We start from the raw sequence: 25,990 nt of genomic DNA, 5'->3' as shown, positions 1-25,990 counted from the left end.
TTACTCTCCTGAAATATCAGCCGGGGCTGGTGAGGTTGCCTTCGAAGGTGTACTCTTCCGCCTCTGAACTCTTTTGAACGGGCAATATGCGTTAAAAGCCGGCGAAGTTGCGGAATAATACCTGATATTTTATATGTTTGCAAGATGGAAGTGAAAGATCAGACGACGAATTGTTATCAGCGCATATATCTTGAATATGCTCCGATGTTGCTTCGCTTTGCGGGGAAGTTCGTCTCAGGTTTCTTTGCGGAAGATATCGTGCACGACGTTTTTCTCAAGTTGTGGGACAAACAAGTCTTCCTCCTTCCAGATGCCGATCTGAAACGTATTCTTTACGTTGCTGTCCGCAACGCCTGTATCGATCACCTGCGCCGTTCGAATATGGAACAGGAAATTCTGGATCACCGGGCCGTCCAGCTCAAACTGGAGGAACTGGACTACTTTGAGTCGTCCGACGAACTGTTTATGCGGAAAGACCTATTGGATCTTTTGATGAAGAAAGTGGCGGAGCTGCCCGAAAAGAGTCAGGAGATTTTCCGTCTTTCCTATCTGAAAGGGATGAAAGCGGCCGAAATTGCGGATCAGTTAGGCCTCTCTGTCCGCACAGTCGAGAACCAGCTGTACAGGTCTTTGCTTTATCTCCGTAAACGTTGCTCGCATCTTTTCTTTTATCTTTTTACCTTGATTTGAACCTAGGGCTTTACTTAAATCCTATTCGTATTCACCCTCATTTTCAACCGTTCGTATTTAATTTTAAAAAAAGTTTGTTTTTGTGTGAGTACTTTTTTGCTGCCATTCGTTATAAGTTCATAAAGGACTAAGTCACCGAAGGGTAACGATACAAAGGAGATATCATGGAAAACGAACATACAGAGCTAATTATAGGCTATTTACAAGGTAATCTGTCTAAAGAAGAAACAGATCTTTTTTATGATTGGGTGAACGAGAGTGCTTCCAATAAGGAATTATTCTTTGAGATCAAAGCTATGTATGATGCCGGAACTTCTATGGGAAAGCCTCTAAATGTGGATGAGAGCTGGCTGCATTTACTTAATAAAAAGGAAAATTCACAATCTCGCAGACTCAGACTTTGGTATCAAATCGGTAGCTATGTAGCCGTAGCCTTGATTGCGGTAGCCATCAGTTCTGTATTCTTCTTTTCTTCGAGAGATGCTGATAACGGATTATATTCCAGATATATAGGAGGCGATGGTCTGGAGGCGGATGTAGTCGAGTTGCCTGACGGCACTCAGGTCAGCCTGGGATCAAAAACAACATTCCATTACGATAAAGACTTTGGTAAAAAACAACGTATTGTTTATCTGGAAGGTGAAGCCTACTTTGATGTAGCCAAACAAAAAGACAAACCTTTCATCGTAAAAACAAAGGAACAGGATATCGAAGCCCTCGGAACCAAGTTCAACGTAATGGCTTACCCGCTGGATTCGCTGGTTGTAACGACTTTATTGGAAGGGTCTGTCCGGTTGACGACTTTGGGTATCGACAGGCAGGCGATCTTACAGCCAAACCAGCAGTTTGTTTATAACCGGAATAGAAAAAATATCTCATTGAACCGGGTTGATGCCCAGCAATATACATCCTGGATAACCGGTTATTATTATTTTTCGGAACAGACATTGGAGTCTATTCTCGATCGATTGAGTCATGTGTATGGTGCACAATTCACTATTCAATCGAAAGACTTGAACGAACGTACCTTTACCGGTACATTCTATCGTGGGGAAAGTATAAAGGATATCATGGAAGTTATTAACCTGTCCGTACCTATCAAATACAAGATTGATAAAAGACATGTTACGATTTCGGAATGAGCGATATGGATTAGTTAACCTTTTAAAATGTAATATATGAGTGGATAATGTAAAAAGTAAGAAGTGGAGAAAAATATCTTGCCGGATACTCTCTTCTAAAGGGTGTGATTCAATTAAACTTCCATTGCCGTGGAAAAAGTGTTTAATCTTAAAACTATTAGAGTATGAATAATCAACGTATAGTTGCTTTTGTAAACCCAAAAAGAGCTATAAACATTATGAAGTTAACCGTGCTAATGCTAACTGTTTGTCTGTCTCAAGTTTTTGCCGCAACTTATGCACAGACTGCAAAACTAACAGTTTCTGCAAAGAATGAAACGTTGGAGAATGTACTGAAACAAATAGAAAAGCAATCCGAATACCTGTTTTTCTATAACCTGGAAGAGATCAATAAGAACACGAAGATCTCTATAAATAAAGAAGATGCCAATATTTATGATGTACTGAATCTTATATCCAATAACACAGGACTGAGGTATGCTATAAAAGATCGTCATATTGTATTGTATAAGGCAGAAATTCCTTCTTCTCAACAAACTGGAAAGAGAACAATCTCTGGTATTATAAGGGATGTAAGTGGGCCTGTCATTGGAGTGAATATACTCGAAGAGGGTACCTCCAACGGTACGATTTCTGATTTAAACGGAAAGTTTACTTTGGAGGTTTCAGAAAATGCCGTATTGAAATTTACTTATGTCGGTTATTTGCCTCAGGAGGTCAAGATCGGTAACCAAAAGTCACTGGACATTATGATGAGAGAAGATGCCCAGACGTTGGATGAACTGGTGGTAGTAGGTTATGGTTCGGTAAAGAAAAGTGACCTGACCGGTTCGGTTTCATCTGTAAAAGCAGAAGATATTACTAAAATAGCAACCAGTTCGCCGGTGGCAGCTTTACAAGGACGGGCTGCAGGTGTTTCTGTATCATTAGGTTCAGGTTCGCCCGATGCAACGGCTTCTATCCAGATCCGTGGGGTAGGAACACCGAATGATTCTTCTCCTCTCTATGTGGTGGATGGTTTCCCGATGAGTGATATTAATCATTTAAGCCCTAACGACATTGAGTCGATCGAGATTTTGAAAGATGCTTCGGCCTGTGCTATTTACGGATCACGCGGTGCTAATGGGGTAGTTGTGATTACGACGAAAAAAGGAAAAGCTGGTGATTTGAAGGTTAATTTTAATGCTTATTATGGTATTGAACGTCTAGCATCGAAACCTACGATGCTAAATTCTTCGCAATATGCAGAATTATCCAACCTGGCTTATACGAATGCTGGTGAAGATCCTTTATATTCTAGTACGACTAATATGCCGTATAATACAGATTGGTATGATGCAGTATCTCATTTAGGCCAATTCCAGAATTATAATATAAGTATGACTGGTGGTGGCGAAAAAGTACAGTCTGTTTTTAGTGCTAACTATTACAAGAGAGAGGGTATTGTTAAATCAACTGATTTTGACCGTATATCATTAAACCAGAATAATGTATTTAAAGCAACCAGTTTCCTGAAATTTGAAACTTCACTTTCTGTTGCTATGACCGATCATAAAAGATTGGATCCTACCAGTATTTTTCTTTCTTCTTTGATTGCACCACCTGATATACCAGTTATCGATCCGGAAACAAATTATTATACGGGTATTCGTAAAATGAGACTGGAGAATCCAGCCGGTAGAATTGCCCGAAATAACGGGAAAAATAAACGTTTATATTTTGTAGGTAATTTCAGTGCCGACCTAAATCTGACAAAAGATCTGGTTTTTACTTCCCGCTATGGCGTTAAAGTCAGAAATAATCATGATAGTGATTTTGTCCCTGTTTTTTATGAAACAGCAGATAATTCTACTTTAATGAATACTGTATCGAGAAAGACATCTCGTACAATTGATTGGACTTGGGAAAATATGCTGACTTATCATCACAATTTTAATAATAAGCATGATTTGACTGTGATGGGTGCTATGTCTGCCCGTAATTATACAAATGATGCTTATGAGGTGACTAAGCAAAATGTACCTATTGAAAGTGATGAATTCTGGTATTTTGATTCTGCAACTGAAAATCCATTAGCCAAAGGTGATGGTGCAGAGTTGACTATGTTGTCATATCTGGGACGCGTCAATTATAATTTATTAGATCGCTATCTGATAACTGCAAGTTTTCGTGCTGATGGTTCTTCTCGTTTTATGAAGAACAACAGATGGGGGTACTTCCCTTCTGCCGCTCTCGCCTGGAAATTGTCAGAAGAAAGTTTCTTTAAGAACTGGGAACAAAATGCATTAAGCGGCGTGAAGGTGAGGGCAGGTTACGGTGCAATTGGTAATGAGAATATAACTTCTTACTATCCCTATTTAACCCCGATCTCTCAACAACAATATTATACGTTGGGTCAAAATCAGGACAGAATAAACGGTTCATTGCCATCCGGTATCGGTAATGTGGATGCCAAATGGGAAACTTCAACTCAATTAAACTTTGGGGTTGACTTAAGCCTGCTCAATAACCGGTTGAGTGTGACAGCCGATTATTATATCAGAAAGACTGAAGATATTCTGTTGACACAGCAAATTCCGAACATCTCCGGCTTCAGTAGTATGGTTCGTAATGTTGGTGGTATGCAGAACAAAGGTTTCGAGTTCTCATTAGGCTTTAAAGGAAGTAAGGGGGATTTCTCTTACAGCGTTAATGGAAACTTTGCATTGGTAAGTAATGAGGTCACTAGCTTGGGAACATCCAAGGCTTTGGTTGCTAGCTTCCCTTATGATTATAGTTTGATCGACTTGCAGGGAGCTTTAGGAAATATTATTCGCAGTGAAGTGGGTAAGCCTTACGGACAATTCTATGGTTATGTAACGGATGGTATCTTCCAGAATCAAGCAGAGATCGATGCATATGTAAAAGATGGTAATTTGATCCAGCCGGATGCCAAACCTGGTGACCGTAAGTTTAAGGATTTGAATAATAACGGTAAGATCGACGATGGCGATATGGACTTTATCGGAAATCCGATCCCTGATGTTACTTATGGTCTTTCATTCGATGCAAGTTATAAGAATTTTGATCTGAGCCTTTTATTCCAGGGGGTAGCCGGTAATGAAATTTATAATGCTGCTAAGTATTATTATATGCGGTTTGATGGTAAGCAGAATGTACGCCAGGAATATCTGGACGATTACTGGAGAGGAGAGAATACCTCTAATGTCCAGTCTATACCGACCAAGGACTTGACCCGCAACAGTCGTAACTTCCGTAATTCCGATTATTATGTAGAAAACGGTTCTTATCTGCGTCTGAAGAATATCCAGTTAGGATATACATTCTCACCCAGATTGGCTGAAGGTTTCAAGCCATCTATCCGCTTGTATATCTCGGCACAGAATCTGTTTACAATTTCCGGTTATAGTGGCTTTGATCCTGAGGTGGCAACAGATCTTTCGGTTGACAGAGGGCAATATCCGCAGGCTCAATCTTTTATGATCGGAACAGTTATTAATTTTTAAAGAGGCATGATATTATGAAAACACATCAGATACTTGTAGGTTTATCAATACTACTATTAAGTTCATGTTCGGACTTTCTGGATAAGACTCCTTTAGTTCAGACATCAGTTCAGACCTATTACTCCACGGATGATGAGGCGAATACTTCGATCATCGGTATTTATTCCATTATGCAGAATGAATCCTTCCAGTTGGCACCTTTCTTGATAATTGGAGACGACTGTTCGGATGATTCGGATTTAGGAAATAACAATAGCGAGGCATTCTCCTGGTTGGGCTCTGTAGCCCAATCACTTCAAAAGTTCGATAATCTTCCTACCAACTGGGTAAGCAATGCTTTGTGGGCGCAAGGTTTCAGAGGAATTTCCGCTTCTACTCAGGCAATAGAAAGTATTACGGCTAATGCTGATCATTTATCACCGGCCAAGAAAGACCAGTTCCTAGGTGAAGCTCATTTCCTGAGAGCATTTAACTATTTCTTCATGACACGGCAGTATGGACGGATGCCTATTATCGATCATGTACTTTCTTACGAGGAATATTATATGTCCCGTGCTTCCATTGAAGATACCTGGGAGTTTATAGCGCAGGATCTAAAGAAGGCAATCGAACTTTTACCGAAGAAAAGTGAATATGAGGCTGCCGATTTAGGTCGCGCTACACAAGGGGCTGCCTATGCCATGCTCGGCAAGGTGTATATTTACCAGGGGAAATTCCAGGAAGCTTATGAAGCACTGAAAGAAGTGGTGAATTCGGGCGAGTATGGTTTGGAGCCTAATTATGCGGATGTTTTTACTCTCGAGCATGAGAATGGTATCGAATCGCTTTTCGAGATTCAGCACAGTATTAGCGGTACAGGTTGGGCAGACTCGAATGAAGGTTCGATCCTTTCTTTCTATGAGCATGATGCCGATCCTGACGATCCCGTGAAATGGCATAACGGATGGTCTATGCATTGCCTTACAGAGGATCTGGTGAAGAGTTATGAAGATGGTGATCCCCGTCTGAATGCAACTGTTATTTTCCCCGGAGAATTCTTTGACGGGCGTATTAATTATAACAAAGCCAGTTCTACAGGATATCAACCTAAGAAATGGTATATTCCTTATGCACAGCGCTCACAGGTCGACCAGAGTGATTGTCCTAAGAATATAATCTTCTATCGCTACGCCGATGTATTGTTATATATGGCTGAGGCAGCCAATGAATTAGGAAAGACAACAGAAGCTCTCGATTACCTGGAACAAGTCCGTAGCAGAGCCCGTTTGAATGCTACTGCTGACAATGTGTTACCGAAAATCACGGAAACCGGAAAAGACAAGCTACGTGATCTTATCTGGCATGAACGTCGTGTTGAACTGGCCGGCGAAGGACAACGTTTCTGGGATCTGGCTCGTCAAGGGCGTCTTGGAAGTGTTATGAAGGCTTATTCTCAAAAGTATAATTCCATCAAAGGACAGAACTTTGTGGAAGGAAAAAGCGAATTACTACCTATACCTGAAGATCAAGTAACCCTTTCTAACGGAGCTTTGGAACAAAATCCGGGTTATTGATAATTGTTTATATATTTAAACATCGGGAGAAGAGTAACAACATCTTCTCCCGATCGATTCACTCAACACTAATAACATAAAAATGAAGAAGATTTTATTATCAATATGTCTGGTATTTATGACTTTGGTCGTTTATGCCCAGAACAAAACGTATTTTGTATCTCCCAATGGGAATGATAATGCATCTGGTTTATCTATTCAAACAGCATGGAAAAGTTTAGATAAAGTGAATAATGTAACCTTCCTCCCGGGCGACAAGATTCTGTTTGAATCAGGGGCAGTCTGGAATGGGCAGCTCAAACTGCAGGGTTCCGGAGAGAAAGGAAATCCGATCCTCCTTTCTTGTTATGGCGGAGAGGCTAAACCGATAATCAATATAGGTAAAGCTGAAGGTGCCGGAATCCGCCTCAACAATCAATCCTGGTGGATAATAGAGAATATGGAAGTTACTAGTGGTGCCGCCCCTGAACTAGGAATCGGACGGCAAGGTATCGTAGCACTGGCCCAGGGGGAAAATCAACAGGTAGAACATATAATAATCCGTGATTGCTATATCCATGATATCTGGGGACAGCTTGGCGGTGATACGGAATATACCGGTTATAACAGTTGTGCCATATTAGTACAGATCCAGAATAAAAGGGGAGGTATTAACAACAATCGTATGAATACGACCCTGAACGATGTACTGATTGAAAATAATCGTATCGAACGTTTTGATAAATGTGGTATCATTGTTCGCGGCTGTAAGAACAATCTGAATGTCCGTCATAATTATATGGAAAATCTGGGTGGAGACGGAATTTTTGTAGGTGGATGTTATCGGGGCATGATCGAACATAATGTGGCTAAACGCACTTGTATGCGCTCCGGATATCTTGACCTGAAGGGAGGCGAAATCTGGTGGCCACATACGGCTGCCATTTGGATACAGGATGCGGAAGAGACGATTATGCAGTATAATGCCGTTTATGATACAGGACGTCAGCCGGGGAATGGTGATGGATTTGCTTACGACTTCGACTTTTATTGCAAACGTTGCATTGCCCAGTATAATTACAGTCAGAATAATCATGGCTTTTTATTGCTGATGAATCGTACGTTTGAGAATATTGCCCGTTATAATATAAGTGAAAACGATCAGACGCATCTGGTACAAATGCAGTGTGATATTAGTGATCGTAATATCTTGTACAATAATGTCTTTTATATCGATTACGGCACAGTGGATCTGGATTTCTTCTGCGGTAACGATGGTTCGGTAGATAAGACTAAGTTGGGGGCTGTTTATTACAATAATATCTTTTATGCTTCAGGGCAGAGTTATTTCAGAACAGCCTATTCTACCGGAGAAGTATTGACTCGAACTTTTGATGAATCAGTCAAACCTGCTACAGGTGCTCCTGATAAGCTGTTTTATCATAACTGTTACTACGGTCCCTGGAAAAATGGCCTACCTGATGATCCTGAGAAATTGGTGGCTGATCCTCTTTTTGTCGCTCCCGGTAGCGGTGGTGAAGGATTATGCTCGTTGAGAGGTTACCAGTTACAACTGAATTCCCCTTGTATCAATACTGGTATCTATGTTCCTCTTTCCGGTAAGCATGATTTCTGGGGAAATCCTTTAGAAGATGGACATACTGATTTCGGAGCATACGAGCAGATTGGTTCGGGTATGTTTGGTGATAAGGCGAAAATGGAGGAAATAGACCGGAAGTATAGTGATGACTCTGAGAAAGCTTGGGAAAAGTGGAGTAGTTTATATCTGGAAAAACAGAGGAGATAGGTTATGAAAAAGAATGTATTAGGATTAGTTGTTGGACTATTGGAGCTATTGACTGTGGCCTGTAATCCTCAACCTGAAGGTGTACAATCTTTTGATATGCAAAAGATAGCGGCCCGTTATGCAGACACAGAGACAGGTATGAAGCAGAGTGATATATTTAAGAAGAATGTATTATATGTTTCGCCGGAAGATGGTAATAAGGGTGTCGTGATCTGGGAAAAAGGCGACAAACCGCTTTGGAACCAGGGAAATTATCTGGTGTTTGAATTGTATGGTGAGGCGCAGTATAGTGGCGTTATCAATATCGAGTTTTATAAGGATATGAAGAATTTCGTTGCTGAGAAGATCGTTCTTCAAGGTGGTGAAACGTCCGGTACAGATAAGGATATGCCCTGGATCTCTTGTTTGATGGGCGTGTTGCCGCAACTGAAGACACAGGTCGTTTTCCCTTTGTCTTATCTGGATGCACAACAATTGTTTGTTCCCCGCTCTCCTCGCCAGTTGAAAGGTACGGTCAGTGGTAATCGGTTAGCTCCGGAGGATATTATTAAGGTGGTTCTTCGTTTCGGACCTTATGACGGGAGTAATTATCGGGCTTCTTACGAACTGGCTTCTGTTTCTATTACTGATTCGTTGCCGGATCCTTATCCAGCTATTTCTACTCCGGTTATCGACCGATTAGGACAATGGAAAGATAAAGAGTGGCCGGGTAAACTGAAAGATGAAGAGGATATGATCCGGCAGAATCAGGCGATAGCCAAAGAAATCGAGAATGTCGGTTATCCTTCGGAATGGGGACGGTTCGGCGGTTGGAAAAAGAAACAGTTTAAAGGCACCGGTTTTTTCAGGACTCAGCATGACGGGACTCGTTGGTGGCTGGTCGATCCGGACGGATATGCCTTTTTAAGTGTAGGTATCGACTGTATAGGCCCCAATTCCAGTGGGCCGGTGAATGGAATGGAAGATCTGTTCGAGTGGCTTCCTGAGAACGGGGATGCTACGTATACAGAAGCTGTAAAAGATAGAAGAGGTTTCAAGACAGTTGATTTTTATATTGCCAATATGATCCGTGTGTACGGTCAGGATTGGAGAAGTCAATGGGATAAGCTCACTGAAAATCTGATGAAAAAGATTCGGTTTAATACAGTGGGAAACTGGTCGGATATCGATTTTGCCCGCAAAAGTCGTATCCCTTATGTTTTGCCTTTACGTGATTTTCCCGGTACGGCTGTTTCGCTTTATCGTGACTTTCCGGATGTCTTTTCTGATGAATATCTGCAAAATGCCAAAGCATTCGCCCGTCAATTAGCAGATTATAAAGACGATCCGTATATGGTTGGCTATTTTTTAAGGAACGAACCTCAATGGGCTTTCGGTTATCATAATCTGGCTTATGAAATGTTTGCTACCCGACAGGCTTCACATACTAAAGATGAATTTATTAATTGGCTGGAAAAGAAATATCAGGGAGATATAACGGTTGTAAATAAAAAATGGAATCTGAAACTGAAGGATTTTGTCTCTTTGAAGGATTGTACATTCAAGGAGTATCCTTCGGATGTGGCTAATGATGACTTCTATGAGTTCTCAACAATTATGGTGAAGATGTATGTCGATATTCCATGCGACGAAGTTGTAAAGATTGACAAGAATCATATGAATTTAGGGATGCGTTATGCCTGGTTAAGTTCTGATTTACTTTACAAAGCAGGAGAGCGTTTCGACGTCTTTTCTATAAATGGTTACGGATTGGTTCCGCCTCCCACTGCTGAAATTGCCGAACGAAGTGGAAAGCCCGTAATGATTGGGGAGTTCCATCAGGGAGCTGTTGACAGGGCATTACCTGCTACGGGGATAATCGGTGTCCTGAACCAACAGGAACGTGCTGCAGCATACCGGAATTATATAGAACAAGGCTTTGCACGCCCGGAATTAGTCGGTATGCATTATTTCCAGTGGATCGATCAACCTTATTACGGCCGTTTCGATGGAGAGAATTATAATATAGGTGTTGTTACGACCTGCAATATTCCTTATCCGGAATTGACAGAGGCTATGACAACAACGAATGAACGTATATATGATGTCGCAACAGGAAAAGTGGAGGCTTATAGTGCCGATATACCTAAAACACCGGCTATACATTATTAATTATAACATTAAGTGATCTATGAAGAATATATTTATTATAGGGCTGGCGCTTCTATTATCAGTCCCTCAATTATTCGCTCAGACTGTCAAAGTTACAGAGAAACCATTGGTATTGCCTACTTATGAAATCGGGGCACCGGATGTAAACCCTATCTTTTTTACCGGGCGTGTATATCAGGGAGCTCAGGGACATATTTATCCTTATCCGCTCTACGATATATTAACGGATGAGAAAGTAGACAAAACCTATGATGCCGTTTATCTGGATAATGAGTATGTGAATGTTTGTGTGCTGCCTGAGATCGGAGGACGTATTTTGTCGGCAACCGATAAGACGAATGATTATGAAATATTTTATCGGCAGACAGGTATAAAGCCGGCTTTGATCGGTATGCTCGGAGCTTGGCTATCCGGAGGAGTGGAATGGAATATCCCTCATCATCATCGTCCTTCCAGTTACATGCCTATCGATTGGAAGATAGAAGAGAATAAAGATGGAAGTAAAACGATCTGGGTGGGTGAAATGGAGCTGCGTCATCGTATGAAATGGTCGGTAGGTGTCACTGTCTATCCGAATCGCTCATGGGTGGAAGCCAAAGTGAAGATCATTAATCGTACGCCGTTCATACAGTCTATTCTTTATTGGGCCAATGTTTCTGTACATTGTAATAAGGATTATGAAGTCATTTTCCCGCCGGCTACACAATTCGGTACGGATCATTCCAAAGTCTATTTTACCAAATGGCCTATGGGAGAAGCTGTTCGCGGTAGTGGTAATGAAGTTGAACTTGCCTGGTGGAAGAACTATACCGGTAATTCCCGCTCTATCTTCGCCTGGAACTTCGAAGACAATTTCCTGGCCGGCTACGATCATGGGAAACAGGCAGGTACGGTACATGTGGCTAACCACCATATTGTCAATGGTAAGAAGTTTTTCTTATGGGGTAACAACCCGAGTGGAGAGATGTGGAATAAGATGCTATCTGACAAAGACGGACATTATCTGGAACTGATGGTCGGTGCTTATTCGGATAATCAACCGGATTATAGTTGGGTAGGACCAGGGGAAACACGTGAGTTCGTTCAACGTTGGTATGGTATTCGTGATATAGGTTCTGTGAAGAATGCGAATGACGATGCTGCTGTTAACCTGGAGAAAAAAGCATCCGGAAAAGTTTTTCTTGGGTTTAATGCAACGACTAAATATCCTGATGCAAAAGTTTTGCTACAACAGGACGGTAAAGTGTTGTTTGAGAAGGTGATTTCTATCGATCCGGCAACTCCGTTTACAACAACAGTATCGGTTCCGGCTACAGTGAAAGAAACAAGCCTTCGTGCTGTTTTACTGGATAATAAGGGAAATGAATTGGTTGCTTATCAACCGGTGGAGTTGGAGGAAAAAGAACTTCCTGAAGTTGTTGAAGGGACTAAGCCTGTGAAAGACTATCAGACAGTAGAAGAATTATATTATGCCGGACTTCGTGTGGAGCAATTCCATAATGCCCGTTTAAATGCGATGGATTTCTATAATGAGGCACTGAAACGAGATTCATTCGATTCGCGTGTGAATACGGTTGTGGGTATCCATTATGCCAAAGCAGGTGAATGGGGAATGGCAGAAAAACATTTGAAACGTGCATTACTCCGTCCGGCCAAAGATTATACGGTTGTGAAGGATCCGGAACCGCATTATTACCTCGGATTGATTTATCAGATGCAAGGTCGTTATAAAGAGGCCTCAGACCAGTATTGGAAAGCCACCTGGTATCCGACATTCCAACACCCGGCTTATCTCGCATTGGCACAGTTGTCAGCCCTAAAAGGAAATTTGCCTGAGGCATTGGATCTGGTCGATCAATCGTTGGCAGTCGGAGGAAGAGATACAAAAGCTTTGACCTTGAAAGCTTATTTGTTGAGGAAACTAGGACAAACAGAGGATGCGTTGAAACAAATACAACAGGTTGTAGCTATCGATCCATTGGATTATTGGAGTATGGCAGAGCAAAGTTTTTTGAGTGGGAATGGTGTGAATTTCCTGGATAGGGCTGAGAAACAGCGTGGTGAAGGTATTATTCGGGTGCAGGAACTATTGGAAATGTCCTTGGAGTATGCCCATGCGGGTGCCTATGAGGAAGCTACTCTTTTACTGAATAGAGCCCTGCAAATCGGTGAACCTTACACTTCTTCTCCTTTAGTATATTATTATAATGGTTATTATAACCTGTTATCAGGGAAGAAAGAGATGGCATTGGAGCAATGGAAGAAAGCTTCTTCACTTACTACCGACTGGTGTTTTCCGTTCCGTTTGGAGGAAATAAATATCCTGTCGACCGTTTGTTCAAAATCTCTGGAAGATGCACGCGCTCCTTATTATCTGGGTAATTTGTATTATTTCCTGGGACAGAAAGAGCAAGGGATGGCTTGCTGGGAACAGGCTGTAGCAAAGGATCCGGTTTTCGCCCAAGCCTATCGTAACTTAGGTTTTGGTTATAATCGTTTGAACGAGCTAGGAAAAGCAATAGCCGGTTATGAGAAAGCAATTGAATATAATAATCAGGATCCTCGCATTTTCCAGGAGCTGGATATACTCTATGAGAAAGAAAAGAAACCGGCAACCGAACGTTTAGCGGTATTGGAAAAGAACTTGCCAACAGTTATGAAACATGATGAAGCCGTTATTCGTTTATTGACATTGTATAATGAAACCGGAGCTTATGATAAGGCTATCGATATAATGACTGCCCGTCATTTTCACGTTTGGGAAGGCGGAGGTGAGATACATGATATTTATGTCGATTCTCATTTGTTGAAAGGTATGGATTTACTTAAATCAGGAAATTATAAGGAAGCTGTAAAAGAGTTTGAAACAGCCGATCTGTATCCAGAAAATCTCGAAGTAGGCCGGCCGGAAACCGGCGGGCATAGTGCTAAGGGATATTATTATCTGGGTAAAGCTTATCAGGCTTTAGGAAACAAGAAGAAGGCAAAAGAAAGTTTTGACATTGCTGCAAACAGTCAGGTAAGAAGACGGCGTATGGAGTTGGCTTCAGAGAATACTTTATTCAATGCTCTGGCAATGAATGAGGCCGGCAGACAGGCGGAATCGAAAGAGCTACTTCAAAAGCTTTCTACTGAAATTGAAGAACAGTTAGCCGGACGAGTAACAGTCGATGCTTATTCTAAATTTGGAGAAGACGGTTCACGGGATGAACGGATTGCGAATTTGAATTATCTGAAAGGTTTGTTGGAATGTTATAAGGGCAATGACGCTACAGGAAAAGTATTGCTTCAGAAAGCTGTAGATATGAATCCGAATTTGATTTGGGCTAAACAATTCCTAAATCATACGTTTTAATCGACGGTAATAAGATATATAATTAGTGGCCGGGAGATCTGAATCTCTTGGCCACTTTTATGTTTAGAAAATAAGAAGTTATCCCTATCTTTGCGGGAGAATTAATAAATCTAATAAAACAAACATGAAGCATTCGATGAAAGCCTTTTTGTTGTCCCTGGTTGTAATCTTAGGAATATTACCTTGTAGGGCAGGAAGTAAATATGAATCCAAAATATCTTCTTTGGAAAATGAAAAATGGTGGGGAGGTATGGTGGCACTTGGCTCTCAAATGCCGTTTAAGGAAAATATGCGTCTGTTCGATCTTTCTACTGAGAATTTGAATAATCAGAATGTTCCCCTTTTGATTTCATCAGAGGGACGATACATATGGAGTGATAAACCTTTTTCATTCAAGTTTGAAAACGGAATATTACAGTTGTTTTCCGATTTTGAGAATATAGAACCGGTATTAGCAGGTAATACGTTGAAAGATGCCTATATAGCTGCATCTGCAAAATATTTCCCTCCCTCTGGTCAGTTACCCGACTCTTTATTCTTTTCCATGCCTCAATATAACACATGGATTGAACTGATGTACAATCAGAATCAGGAAGATGTATTGAAATATGCCGACAATATTTTGAAATATAAATTTCCCGTAGGTGTTTTTATGGTTGATGACAACTGGCAGAAATATTATGGTAATTTTGATTTTAAACCCGAACGTTTTCCTGATCCGAAAGGTATGATCGATCAGCTCCATAAAGACGGATTCCGTATTATGTTATGGATCTGCCCGTTTGTTAGCCCGGATAGTCCAGAATTTCGCGAATTGCAGCAAAAAAATTATTTAATCAAGAAAAAAGGAACTAACCAGGCGGCTATTATTCCTTGGTGGAACGGATATAGTGCATGTTATGATCTGAGTAATCCGGCTGCTGCGGAACATTTAAAACAACAGTTACGTACTATGCAGGATAAGTATGGTGTGGATGGTTTCAAATTTGATGCAGGTGATATCGGTCCTTACAGTGATCCTGATCTGGAATTCTATGATAAAGACGCTACTTCAGTCGATATGTGTGAATATTGGGCAAAAATAGGTCTGGATTTCCCATTCAACGAATACCGTGCCGGTTGGAAGATGGGAGGGCAGCCTTTAGTGCAACGCTTGGGGGATAAAGACTATTCCTGGAATGCAGTAGGCTTGTTGATCCCTGATATGATTGCTGCGGGTCTGTTAGGATATGCTTATGCTTGTCCAGATATGATCGGTGGGGGGCAGTTCGGTTCTTTTTTGGGTATTGACCAGACCAAATTGGATCAGGAATTGATTGTTCGTTCCTGCCAGGTGCATACCTTGATGCCTATGATGCAGTTTTCTGTAGCACCTTGGCGCATCCTCGATGAAAAGCATCTGGCTATCTGTCGTGATTATGCTCATTTGCATGAAAAGATGGGGGGGTATATTCTGGATCAAGCACGTTCTTCAGCACAAACAGGCGAACCGATCATTCGTCATATGGAATATGCTTTTCCTCATCAGGGATTTGTAAATTGCAAAGATCAGTTCATGTTGGGAGATAAGTACCTGGTAGCTCCGATCCTGACAAAAGAACATATACGTAAGGTTATGTTGCCCAAAGGAGAGTGGAGAGATGATACCGGCAAAAAATTCCGTGGGCCTAAAACTATAGAGGTGAATGCTCCTCTGGAAAGATTACCCTGGTTTGAGAAGATAAAGTAAAAAAGGAAAGGAGTAGAACGATAAATCTACTCCTTTTTTTGTTATTCAAAAATTTCTTTGAATATTTGTTTTACAGTTGGAATACAATCATTTTCTGGTTTAGATGGATACGGATTTGTCTCTTTTGTCCAAGGTTCTTCCAATACATAAAAATCTATTTCTTCTGGATTCTTCCCATCCATCTTTTGGGTAAGATTGTCGAAATAGGCTTTCCATCGCATGTAGTAGAAATCTTTTAGTATCCCGTTCCATTCCTTGTGGGCATAATCTCTCAGACCTCCTTCGTCAGCGGCCTGACGGTTGCCCCAGGTGGTAATCTGTACACGTGCGTTCCATTCATATAAAGCTTTTTCTTCAGGAGTCTTCCCCAGATTACGAGCCTGCTCAATCCAGTTTCCTACCATAAACTCACGACGTGTTCCTAATAATTCATCCTGCAAAAGAATCAGTTGCAGGAAATGCCGGGAGGCCATTTCAAAGAGTGGCTTATCTCCTGATGTATAAGCGGCCATCACTGCTTTGTACAGCAGACGACCTCTTTCTGTAATGGCTTGGCGAACAATATCAACGAGATCATATTCAAAGTTATTATTCCCTTTATACTGATCGGCTACCGATACCATCAGACGAGCAGCATGGATAACATCCTGGGGATTATAATAATCAGACATTTCCGACCAGCTGGAAGCCTGATAAGCATTTTCCGATGGACGTGCACAAAAGATAGATTCATGTGTTCCCTGCTGAACGGATTGAGAAGGACAGTTATAGATCGAGTTACTGAGTAACGTCCAGGCTTCTTCCACTGTTTTATTATCAGAACCGTAACGGGCACGAACGTAGTTTGCCAGCCATTCCTCTTTATCGAACCGTTGTTCTCTCCAAGGGAGTTCGGTTAATAACTCAAACATGACCGGATTGTTTTCACTACCCTCCATCGTCATACCGACGCCACATAACGTTTTACCGAAAGGGCTTTCTTTTGCCTTATAGAATTCATCGATCACATGCGCCATTTTTCCGTGCAGACCGACATTTCCGCCATAATTCAGCAGCATACAATAGATCCAGTCGTGTTGCCCAAAACCGTTTTTACGGTACCAGGTCGACTCGGCGTCTCCCCATTGCGGGCGGCTTTCTGCAAACAAATCGAGGACGATCATATCTCTAGCCTTCAGATTCTCAATCATCTTTGAACGAGGATTGGCTTGCCATGCCTGGGCTACCCAAACGGCTTTCGGATTTACCTTCTTCATGGCAGACATGATTGCTTTGCCGGCAGCATCCAGATCGACTCCGGCAACGCTACCTCCTTCATGGAACGGGTCCATGCTGTAATAATTGGCTTTGCCAAACAATTTCTCCATCTCTTTGTAATAAAGGGAAGCTATCTCCTGAAAGCGAGGATCGGTAGGCTGAAGGAAAGCCGGACGGCGATAACCGCACCATAAGCCCGGGTCGGAAACATTCAGCCCCATCTTTTCTTTGGCATTGTGAGGGACCATGCCGGAATATCCCGGCAATACAGGTTCGATGCCGTATTCACGCATACGTTTCAGTATCTTCTTTTGCAAAACGGTCTGCTGCTGATACCAACTGTCAGGATTAGGGCCGCCCCAGCCTTCCAGGTTATTCATCAGCCACCAGGCCATAAAACCGGGACCGGAGATAAATTCATTGATCTCCTCCTTGTTATAGCCCAACTTTTTCAAAACGTTATACCAGACACTTTCCACCCCTGTCATGGCTAATGGCAGATTGATTCCATGCAAAGCCATCCAGTCGATCTCTTTCTCCCAGCGATCCCAGTCCCAGAATGCCATTGTATAAGAAAACGTACAGTAGTTCAGGTCATAACGTAGTTTCATTCCTGTTTCATGTCGTTCTTTTTTTGTTACGGCAGGAAGGATTTCCGGAAGCGTAGCCTGCATTCCGTTCCAGGAGAGGTGAATCCCTGCATGATATTTTAGATACCAGTTTATTCCGGTTGCAATACTGACATAATTGTTACCGCGGATAACGACTTTATCTCCTTTCTGATCCAGTTCAAAAAAGTCGGTGGGCGATTTGATCTGTTCGATGATAAATTTACGGGAAGCTCCCTTGTCAATACGCTCTAATAACCCGTCTATCGGGCTTGCTTGCATCACTGCCGAAAAGCATAATAGCAACAGAATATTAATTATTTTCATTTTATCAGATTATTAATGTTGTCAAAATATTTATACCATATTGGTTGTCTTCGGAGACCCACCATTCCACATCGCCATTGGCACAACGAATTGCATAGCGGGCGTTTTTCTTCAAACGATCAGCCCCATCCGGAATCCATAGGCCTAACTGATAATTCCCGGGATCGATGGTTTCCGGTATATGCATATTCGTTTTGATTTTATGGATCAACGGAGTACAAAGCGTATCATCCGGGCTATAAGGTTGCCATTCGTTTACGTTGGCACCTGTTAATTCGGTATGGACAATGTTCCCTTTATTGTCTATCAGTACGAAATAAACAGGATGTTCATTAAACAGTGTGGAAAAACCACGGTTGATCAGTGACAGTTCTATTTCCTTATTGTTTTTATCAGCGGTGGGTGCTATTGTTAAATCCTGTAACTCAATTCGATATCCCAGGTGATCCCGGATATAATCGAAAACATTACGTTCAGCAATCTTTTTATCTTTAGTATTAAAATAACCATTTGAAACAGGCATTTTATTCTCTTTCAGGAAAGCTTCTGTGACAGGTGTCTCTTTCCAGTATTTCATGGAATATTTGTCTTTGGTGTTTTTCTCCTTATAATTATGAATGGCACTCAGGGAGGTATAGTGTTGCAGGGAAAGACGCTTTGCTGTTTGAAGTCCGTCAATTATCCAGCCGGCTTCCGGACTGTCCGGATCTTCATTCATACTCCATGTACCCCAAGGCAATTCTCCATCGACCGGAAGATACGCCGATTCACGCACGATCTGTTCGTATGCCGGTGTTCCTTCCGACATTCCTCCATCCCAAAGATGTTTCTTGATGACAATAAAATCATCGTGAAAAGAAGTACGTTTATAATCATCGGAGGAGGGATCTAGTAGATTCTTATATTCCGGTACGCGGATCTGGATATAACGTCCTTCGGGTGTCATTCGGCAAATATGTTGTAAAATGGTACGTTTGGTATCGTCTGATCTCTCTAGGCCATGGAATGAACTATGCCATTCGCCCCATGCACCTATCATGCCGGCCTGTACGACCTGGATCACATCTTTATTCTTTGCCAGAAATGGTTTGAGTTGTTCTGTGTGACGGATGATATCGTCCAAAGTCGGTCCTGTAGCAGCGCGTCCCATGAATTGAGTTTCGTAGGCAAAACGTAAAACAGCTTTCATCCCGAGTTCACGTAGTTTATCGAAAAAGATATCCATCGTATTAAAATCGTCAGCTGTCAACGCTTTTCCGACTGCTCCTGTCAGATAGAAATAAGTCTGCACCAGGGATATACTATCAGAAGCATATTTCTCAGCTTCTTCTTCCAGATAAGATGTGATATCGGGATATTTATCGGGAGCCCATACATAGTTCTTTTCTGTGACATCCAATGCCACCTCCAGGCGGAAACCACGTTCCGGATTATGTAAACCTTCTGTTCCGGCCGGATCATCGGCATATATACCACGGAATGTGAGGTGTTGTTTTTCCGAGGTACATCCCGTTCCCAAGTTTAACAACATGCTGATGGAAAAAAAGATAATCGCTATATGTTTCATAAGTATTTGCTTTTATTTGGTTGTAATGATCAATGTTGCCTTTTCCCCTTTTAACAGAGTGTCGGATAGACCGGTTATTTTACCGTCGACAATGACAGTCCCGGCTTTTTGAATCCGGCTGAATGCTTCATCACTCAGCGCTTCCCATTCAACAAACTGTTGAGTGACAGTTCCGTCATTATAATGGACATTCACATAAGATGGTGTATATAGGAGTTCACGAGTGATATGCCCGTCGATATTCCGCAATACGGCTTTTCCTTCGGTAACTTCCATACGGGCCGGTTCAATGGAGATTATGCGCAGTTCATTGGCAGAAACGGCCTTATAACCATCCGGTATCTTCTTATACATGCGGATATAATCGATATCGAAACTTTTAGGGTAAGGAATGGACGGATCATAGGTGCCGGTCCAGCCATTTTTCGCTTTCCGGTTATCATAAAAAGAAATGATCTGAATAAGTGGATATGTTATAGCTGCTTTATGCTTCATCACCTGTATGCCGTCGACGTAGACAGCAACCCCTTCCGGCGTCCAGTCAAATCCATATATATGAAATTCTTCTGCCAACTTTTTGTTGGCAAACCAGGGATGCTCTGTATGATACTGGATCGTAGAGTCTTTCCAGCTATGCACTGTTGCCCATATTTTATTTACATCTGTCCCCAGGATCTCAAAAATATCGATCTCGCAGCTTTGGTTGGGATCATCCTCGAAGCCGATCAGCCACCAGGCACAATGTACGCCTCCTCCGTTTTGCATCTTTGCACGCATTTCATAGTAACCATATTGATTGATCTGAGTGGCTTCTGTCTTTATCTCGTGCAGTGCTTTCTTTTTAGGGTCATAATGGTGAAGCCCTGTACGACTGGCACTCATAAATCCGGAGATATACATGCTTTTATCGAATTCATTCTTTGAATTTTTATCAATAATGAGTTTGATAACTCCGTCTTTCATCTCATAAGTAGGTGTACAGATACTCCTGTCTTTGGGCCAGGAGGGTAAATATTCCGGAATCCATTTACTTTTATCAATTTCATTTCCTTCAAATTCATCGTGGAAGATCAGGCGGTATCCTTCTTTTTCCAGTGGATTGGCAGGATAATCTTGCGCCTGTATTACCAGTGTAGCTCCCTGCAGGAGAAAACATGCACACAAAGTACTGAATAAGTGTTTATAGTTCATGATATTTAGTTGTTAATAGAGAGAAAAAAGGCCGCAATTAAAGCGGCCCTTTCTCATAATGCAAATATATATTTAAATCATTAAAAAACGAATTAATATCCAGCGTTTTGTATAATAATTCCTTTGCCTTCATTGATTACTGCTTGTGGCAGCGGGAACAATACAAACTCCGGTTTGGTAGTCGTGGATCCTCTGTCTATCGCGTTCTGGATAAACTTACCGTGGCGGATCAGGTCAGAACGACGTACGCCTTCCCACCATAGTTCATATCCTCTTTCCTGAAGAACTTTATCCAGAAAATCGTCTGCACCTTTCACATCGCCCATGGTATATGCATTCAGTTTGGCACGTACGCGAACCAGGTTCAGTAAATCCAGTGCTTCCTGGTTAACTGCATTATTATTACGGACAATCGCTTCCGACAATAATGTCAATACATCGGCATACCGATAAACGATCCAGTCGATCTGGCTACCATCGCCGGTTGACTCGGGGTCTTCTGCATACTTAACCGGTACGGCTCCCGAATAGGTATTACCGTGCTTGATAATATCGGATTCTTCATTGAACAATACACCATCGTTTCCAACGTATTCACCAACCAGTACGGAGAGGCGATCGTCTTTTTTATCGAATGTGCGATAGAACGGCCAGGGAACTTTGAAACCGTCCCAGCGTTGGATAGAGTTGTTTTTGCAAGGATAGTTGCCCGGCAGGCAATGGTCGTGCCATAATTCCAACTGGGTTCCTCTTTCTTCCGTACAGGCAAAGATGATTTCTTTGTTTTGTTCATTTTCCAGTGTGAAGATAGACTGATACGTATCCATCAAACCGTATCCATAATCTGCTTTCATCAGTTCACGACCGCATTCAACCGCTTTTGCCCAGTTCTTTTCATGCATATAGAATTTCATCAGAACGGTATATGCCAAACCTTTGTCGAAACGTCCGAAAGAAGAGGCGCGGGTAGGAAGACCTTCCAAAGCTGCTTTCAACTCTGTTTCAATAAACGTAGTCATTTCTTCCTGGGTAGCACGTGGTATGATCTCTTCTGCCAGCGGATTATTCAGCTGATCTAATGTAGGGATGGGGATTGGACCGTAAAAATCATATAATAAGAAGGCTAGCCAGCCACGCCCCATGTGTATCTCGGCATTCATGCGTGCCTTTACGTCATCAGCCATTTCCACACCGGAAATACGTTCCAGAGTTAACGTCATAGTCCCCAGGTATTTTGCATAATTGGTGTAGTTGATCGTTGAATATTGATGATTGGGCGTCCAGTTATGGCTGGTCAACGGAATCCATGCATCATTGACCCAGCAGCAAACAGCTATATCCGTCGACATATCACCGATGATCTGTACACCGGTAGCGACGTTAAATATACCGCTATAATTATCACAACGGAAAGGAGCATAAACTCCACCTGTAACCAATGCTTCCGCATCCTTCTCTGTTTTCGGGAAAAATCCGGGATTGATGGCATCATATCTTTCCGGTTCCAGGTCGGTACATGAGCTTAATGCGCAGCAGCACATTAGTGTATATAATAATTTCTTCATGATCTAATATCTTCTTTTGTCGATTAATAAATTAGAATGTAATATCCAAACCAAAGCTATAAGTACGTACATTCGGATACGCCCATTGCAGGCTGGAAGGAGTACTTTCGGAGCTTGAAATATCTGTTTCCGGGTCAAGACCTGTGTACGGAGTGATGACGAACGGATTGTTTACATCGAAATATACGCGTACATTGGACAAGATATGCTTGCTGGTCTTGATCGGTATATTATAACCTAACGTAATGTTACGGCAGCGGATAAACCAGGTCTTTTCGTAATAATAGTCGCCTGTGCCGTATGCACTTTCCGTTTGGAAATAACCGGGCAGCGTACCGTTCGGGTTCGTTGAGCTCCATATATCGCTTACGGAAACCGGCTGATTGTAACCGCGGCGCAAGTCGTTGACGTTATTGCTGATCCAGGTTTTCTTATAACTACCGGCAGATAGTTTATTAAACTGGCCGTAGAAATATACATTCAGGTCGAAATTCTTGTAACGGAATGTGTTGTTGAAGCCGAACAGATAACCAGGGTCGGCTGAGCCATAGATCACTTTGTCGGCATCATCCAATTTACCGTCGGGTTTACCGGTTTTCATCGGAATACCGTGTTCATCGACCTTGATGGAACCATCCTCATTATAAACATATCCGTTGATATCTTTAATTTTTACCTGTCCGGGAAGTGCGCCAGGCATATGATCTATTGTTTCACCCGGTTGTACCAAACCATCTGACAAATAGCCGGCATAAGAACGGATATAACCGTTGTATTCACTATATGCACTGGGTTTCCAGTTCGGATCGCGTTCTTTCCATTTGTCACGATACAACGAGAATGTCAGGTCTGAAGTCCATTCAAAATCTTTGTTACGGATATTAGTCGTGTTCACTGTCAGTTCAAAACCCTGGCTCTGTGTTTTTCCAACATTCGCAATAATTTTGTTAACTTCGTTGTAAGAAAGCAAGGTACGTTCGTTCAACAGGTCTGATATTACTTTATGGAAGTATTCTGCTGTTACATTGATGCGTCCGTTCAGGAAACCCAGATCCAGACCGAGGTTCCATTCGCGTGTGGTCTCCCAGGTAAGTTCATTGTTTCCCATCTGGTCCAGATAAACACCGTTGATAGCGCTACCGCCAAAGAAATTGTTATTACCAACTTTATAGTAGCTGTATGCTTTATCTCCTACATTTGCATTACCAGTTTCACCATAGCTCAAGCGTAATTTACCGTTTGACAGTACTTTTGTGAGTGGCTGTAAAAATTCTTCTTCTGTGAATCTCCATCCGGCAGCAACAGAAGGAAAATATCCCCAACGGTTTCCTTCGGCAAAGTTGGAAGAACCGTCGGCACGCAGTGTTGCAGTCAATAAATAACGGTCTTTAAAAGAATAATTCACGCGTCCGAAGAAGGAGGCCATACGTGACTTGGTCGCACTTGATCCGACAGTCGGACGTTTTGCATTACCGGCTCCCAGGTTGTTATATAAGAAACCGTCTGTAATGAAGTCGTTGCTTTTTCCTGACAGGAATTCATAATCGAACAGCTGATAGGAATGGCCGACCAAGGCATTCAGGTTATGATCACCGAACTGTTTGGTATAATTGGCTGTCAATTCCATCAGATAGTCGGAGTTATCGGCCTGAGCAATATATCCTGATCCGTTTTCTCTGGCTCCATACAGTGTTGTTGTAGGCATGTATTGTTTACGTTTCTGATAGTTGCGGTCGATGCCGAAGTTTGCTTTCAATAATAAGTCCTGAATCGGACGAACTTCAAAGAATACAGTACCCAGTAAACGTTCTTTGGTCGTCTTATCCGTGATATCCAACAGAGATACGGGGTTCGGCAGGAATGAAGCGTCCTGGTTCATTGTATATTCGCCGTTCTCATCACGCACCGATAGCGTTGGGTTGAACTGGGCTGCAGAAACCAAAATACCTGCATTTTCATTCTGTCCGTTACCCAGAGGAATGTTGTCATACTGGTTGCGTGAAACATTCAGGTTTACACCCATCTTCACGTATTTACTAAGCTTCTGGTCCAGGTTCACACGTGCTGAATAACGTTCCATGGTATTATTTTTAATAACACCGTCCTGTTTGAAGTAGTTTCCTGAAACCAGATATTTCGTATTGTCATTACCACCTGTTATCGAGAGGTTATGAGAAGTCTGGAAGCCTAAACGGGAGATTTCATCAAACCAGTTCGTATTATGTGCGGGATTGGCTATCTGTTCTGCTGTGTAGTCGGGAACGAAAGGCGAAGTTACATCTGATTCCGATTTACCTCCGTAGATACCGACACCGTTTGTACGTAGCCACAGTTCTTTTCTGTAATCATTTGTGGCCTGCATGAAGCCCGATGCATCCAACATCTCATAAGACTTGGAAATATCCTGAACAGAAACAGATCCTGAATACTGAACTTTGGCAGCTCCGCTCTTTCCACGTTTTGTAGTGACGATGATTACACCGTTACCAGCACGTGCACCGTAAATAGCAGTAGAACTCGCATCTTTCAGTACTTCGATCGATTCAATATCATTTGGGTTGATTGAAGATAAGATATTATCTTTATTACCGTCCTTGTATTGGTTACCGCTATCCAGTGATCCCGGGTCGCTTACAGGAAAGCCGTCAATAATGATCAGCGGATCATTTCCTGCCTTATCTGATGATGCGGCTCCACGAATACGGAATGTAGACTGGCCACCGGGTTGTGCACTGATCGTACTAACCTGTAAACCTGCTGCTTTTCCTGCCAGTGCATGACTGATCGTTGAAACTGTTCCGACAGGAGCATCATCCATTTTTACGGAAGCGACAGCACCTGTCAGGTCTTTTTTCTTCATAGTACCATAACCTACTACTACTACCTCTTCCAGTGCCTGTGTATCCTCTCTCAGCTGAACGTTCACTACACTCTGGTTCTTAACTGCTATATCCTGCTGGATATATCCGATAAAAGAAACCTGCAAGATGGCATTGGCGGAAACTTCTATTGAGTATTTACCATCTATATCGGTAGTTGTTCCATTTGAAGTACCCTTTTCAATAACGTTCGCCCCGGCAACAGGTCCCATAGCGTCGCTTACAACGCCGGTTACTTTACGGGTTTGTTGTGTCGTTCCGGCAGATACGGGAGAATTTTCGGATGTCAATACAATATGACGGTCTTTGATCGTATACTTCAGACCTGTCTTATTGGTGATCGCTTTCAGTAAATCCTCGATATCTACATTCTTTTTGTCAATAGAGATCTTCTCATTTTTATTGATCTCTTCCAGATTATAGAAAAACAGGAATTTAGACTGTTTTTCTATTTGTTTCAGTACATTTTCTAGTGTTTCTTCTTTAGCAGAAACACTTAGCTTGGCTGTTTGCGCATAAGTTGCGGCGACCATTTGCGATAAGCAAACGGTTAACATTAACACGGTTAATTTCATGATTTTTATAGTTCTTTTCAGATTTACGGAAACAACTATACGTTGATTATTCATACTTTTGAATGTTTTTAAGATTAAACATTATTCCACGGCAATGGAAGTTTAATTG

Annotated in this window: 13 protein-coding genes; 8 read left to right on the top strand and 5 right to left on the bottom strand. The window is 42.0% G+C overall.

The features are described 5' to 3' along the window. Nucleotides 1-144 precede the first annotated feature (144 nt). The 8 genes from BQ7394_RS21895 to BQ7394_RS21860 all read left to right on the top strand — a co-directional run bounded on the left by BQ7394_RS21895 (nucleotide 145) and on the right by BQ7394_RS21860 (nucleotide 15,912). Complete coding sequence (locus BQ7394_RS21895; RefSeq protein WP_075559351.1) at nucleotides 145-690, top strand: RNA polymerase sigma-70 factor; 546 nt, start codon at nucleotides 145-147, stop codon at nucleotides 688-690. Nucleotides 691-854: 164 nt separating this feature from the next. After that, a complete protein-coding gene (locus BQ7394_RS21890) occupies nucleotides 855-1,832 on the top strand; it encodes a FecR family protein (protein ID WP_075559350.1) in 978 nt (325 codons plus the stop codon). Between the two features lie 164 nt (nucleotides 1,833-1,996). Then, nucleotides 1,997-5,338, top strand: a complete 3,342-nt coding sequence (locus tag BQ7394_RS21885) for a TonB-dependent receptor (protein WP_082212083.1) — start codon at nucleotides 1,997-1,999, stop codon at nucleotides 5,336-5,338. Between the two features lie 14 nt (nucleotides 5,339-5,352). Next, a complete protein-coding gene (locus tag BQ7394_RS21880) occupies nucleotides 5,353-6,891 on the top strand; it encodes a RagB/SusD family nutrient uptake outer membrane protein (RefSeq protein WP_075559348.1) in 1,539 nt (512 codons plus the stop codon). 82 nt (nucleotides 6,892-6,973) lie between these two features. Beyond that, nucleotides 6,974-8,677, top strand: a complete 1,704-nt coding sequence (locus tag BQ7394_RS21875) for a right-handed parallel beta-helix repeat-containing protein (protein ID WP_082212081.1) — start codon at nucleotides 6,974-6,976, stop codon at nucleotides 8,675-8,677. Between the two features lie 3 nt (nucleotides 8,678-8,680). After that, nucleotides 8,681-10,828 (top strand): hypothetical protein, encoded by a 2,148-nt coding sequence (locus tag BQ7394_RS21870; RefSeq protein WP_075559346.1) that lies wholly within the window; start codon nucleotides 8,681-8,683, stop codon nucleotides 10,826-10,828. Nucleotides 10,829-10,847: 19 nt separating this feature from the next. After that, nucleotides 10,848-14,183, top strand: coding sequence for a tetratricopeptide repeat protein (locus BQ7394_RS21865; RefSeq protein WP_075559345.1), 3,336 nt, complete (start codon nucleotides 10,848-10,850; stop codon nucleotides 14,181-14,183). 124 nt (nucleotides 14,184-14,307) lie between these two features. Continuing rightward, nucleotides 14,308-15,912, top strand: coding sequence for a glycoside hydrolase family 31 protein (locus BQ7394_RS21860; RefSeq protein ID WP_075559344.1), 1,605 nt, complete (start codon nucleotides 14,308-14,310; stop codon nucleotides 15,910-15,912). A 41-nt stretch (nucleotides 15,913-15,953) separates the two neighbouring features. Here the strand turns inward: BQ7394_RS21860 and BQ7394_RS21855 are convergent, their stop codons facing one another. From BQ7394_RS21855 to BQ7394_RS21835, 5 genes are all read right to left on the bottom strand, one after another. Then, the gene (locus tag BQ7394_RS21855) at nucleotides 15,954-18,104 is read right to left on the bottom strand and encodes an alpha-N-acetylglucosaminidase (RefSeq protein ID WP_075559343.1); all 2,151 of its coding nucleotides are present in this window, start codon (nucleotides 18,102-18,104) and stop codon (nucleotides 15,954-15,956) included. Between the two features lie 4 nt (nucleotides 18,105-18,108). Then, nucleotides 18,109-19,671 (bottom strand): DUF4832 domain-containing protein, encoded by a 1,563-nt coding sequence (locus BQ7394_RS21850; protein ID WP_075559342.1) that lies wholly within the window; start codon nucleotides 19,669-19,671, stop codon nucleotides 18,109-18,111. 12 nt (nucleotides 19,672-19,683) lie between these two features. Then, nucleotides 19,684-20,862, bottom strand: coding sequence for a family 16 glycosylhydrolase (locus BQ7394_RS21845; RefSeq protein WP_075559341.1), 1,179 nt, complete (start codon nucleotides 20,860-20,862; stop codon nucleotides 19,684-19,686). A gap of 92 nt (nucleotides 20,863-20,954) precedes the next feature. Beyond that, nucleotides 20,955-22,427, bottom strand: a complete 1,473-nt coding sequence (locus BQ7394_RS21840; RefSeq protein ID WP_075559340.1) for a RagB/SusD family nutrient uptake outer membrane protein — start codon at nucleotides 22,425-22,427, stop codon at nucleotides 20,955-20,957. A 31-nt stretch (nucleotides 22,428-22,458) separates the two neighbouring features. Next, nucleotides 22,459-25,935, bottom strand: coding sequence for a TonB-dependent receptor (locus BQ7394_RS21835; RefSeq protein ID WP_075559339.1), 3,477 nt, complete (start codon nucleotides 25,933-25,935; stop codon nucleotides 22,459-22,461). Nucleotides 25,936-25,990 lie beyond the last annotated feature (55 nt).

The organism is Parabacteroides timonensis (genome assembly GCF_900128505.1).
In the GTDB taxonomy this organism is placed as follows: domain Bacteria; phylum Bacteroidota; class Bacteroidia; order Bacteroidales; family Tannerellaceae; genus Parabacteroides; species Parabacteroides timonensis.
The sequence above is the reverse complement of the archived record's forward strand: the minus strand, read 5'-3'. Positions and strand labels throughout refer to the sequence as shown.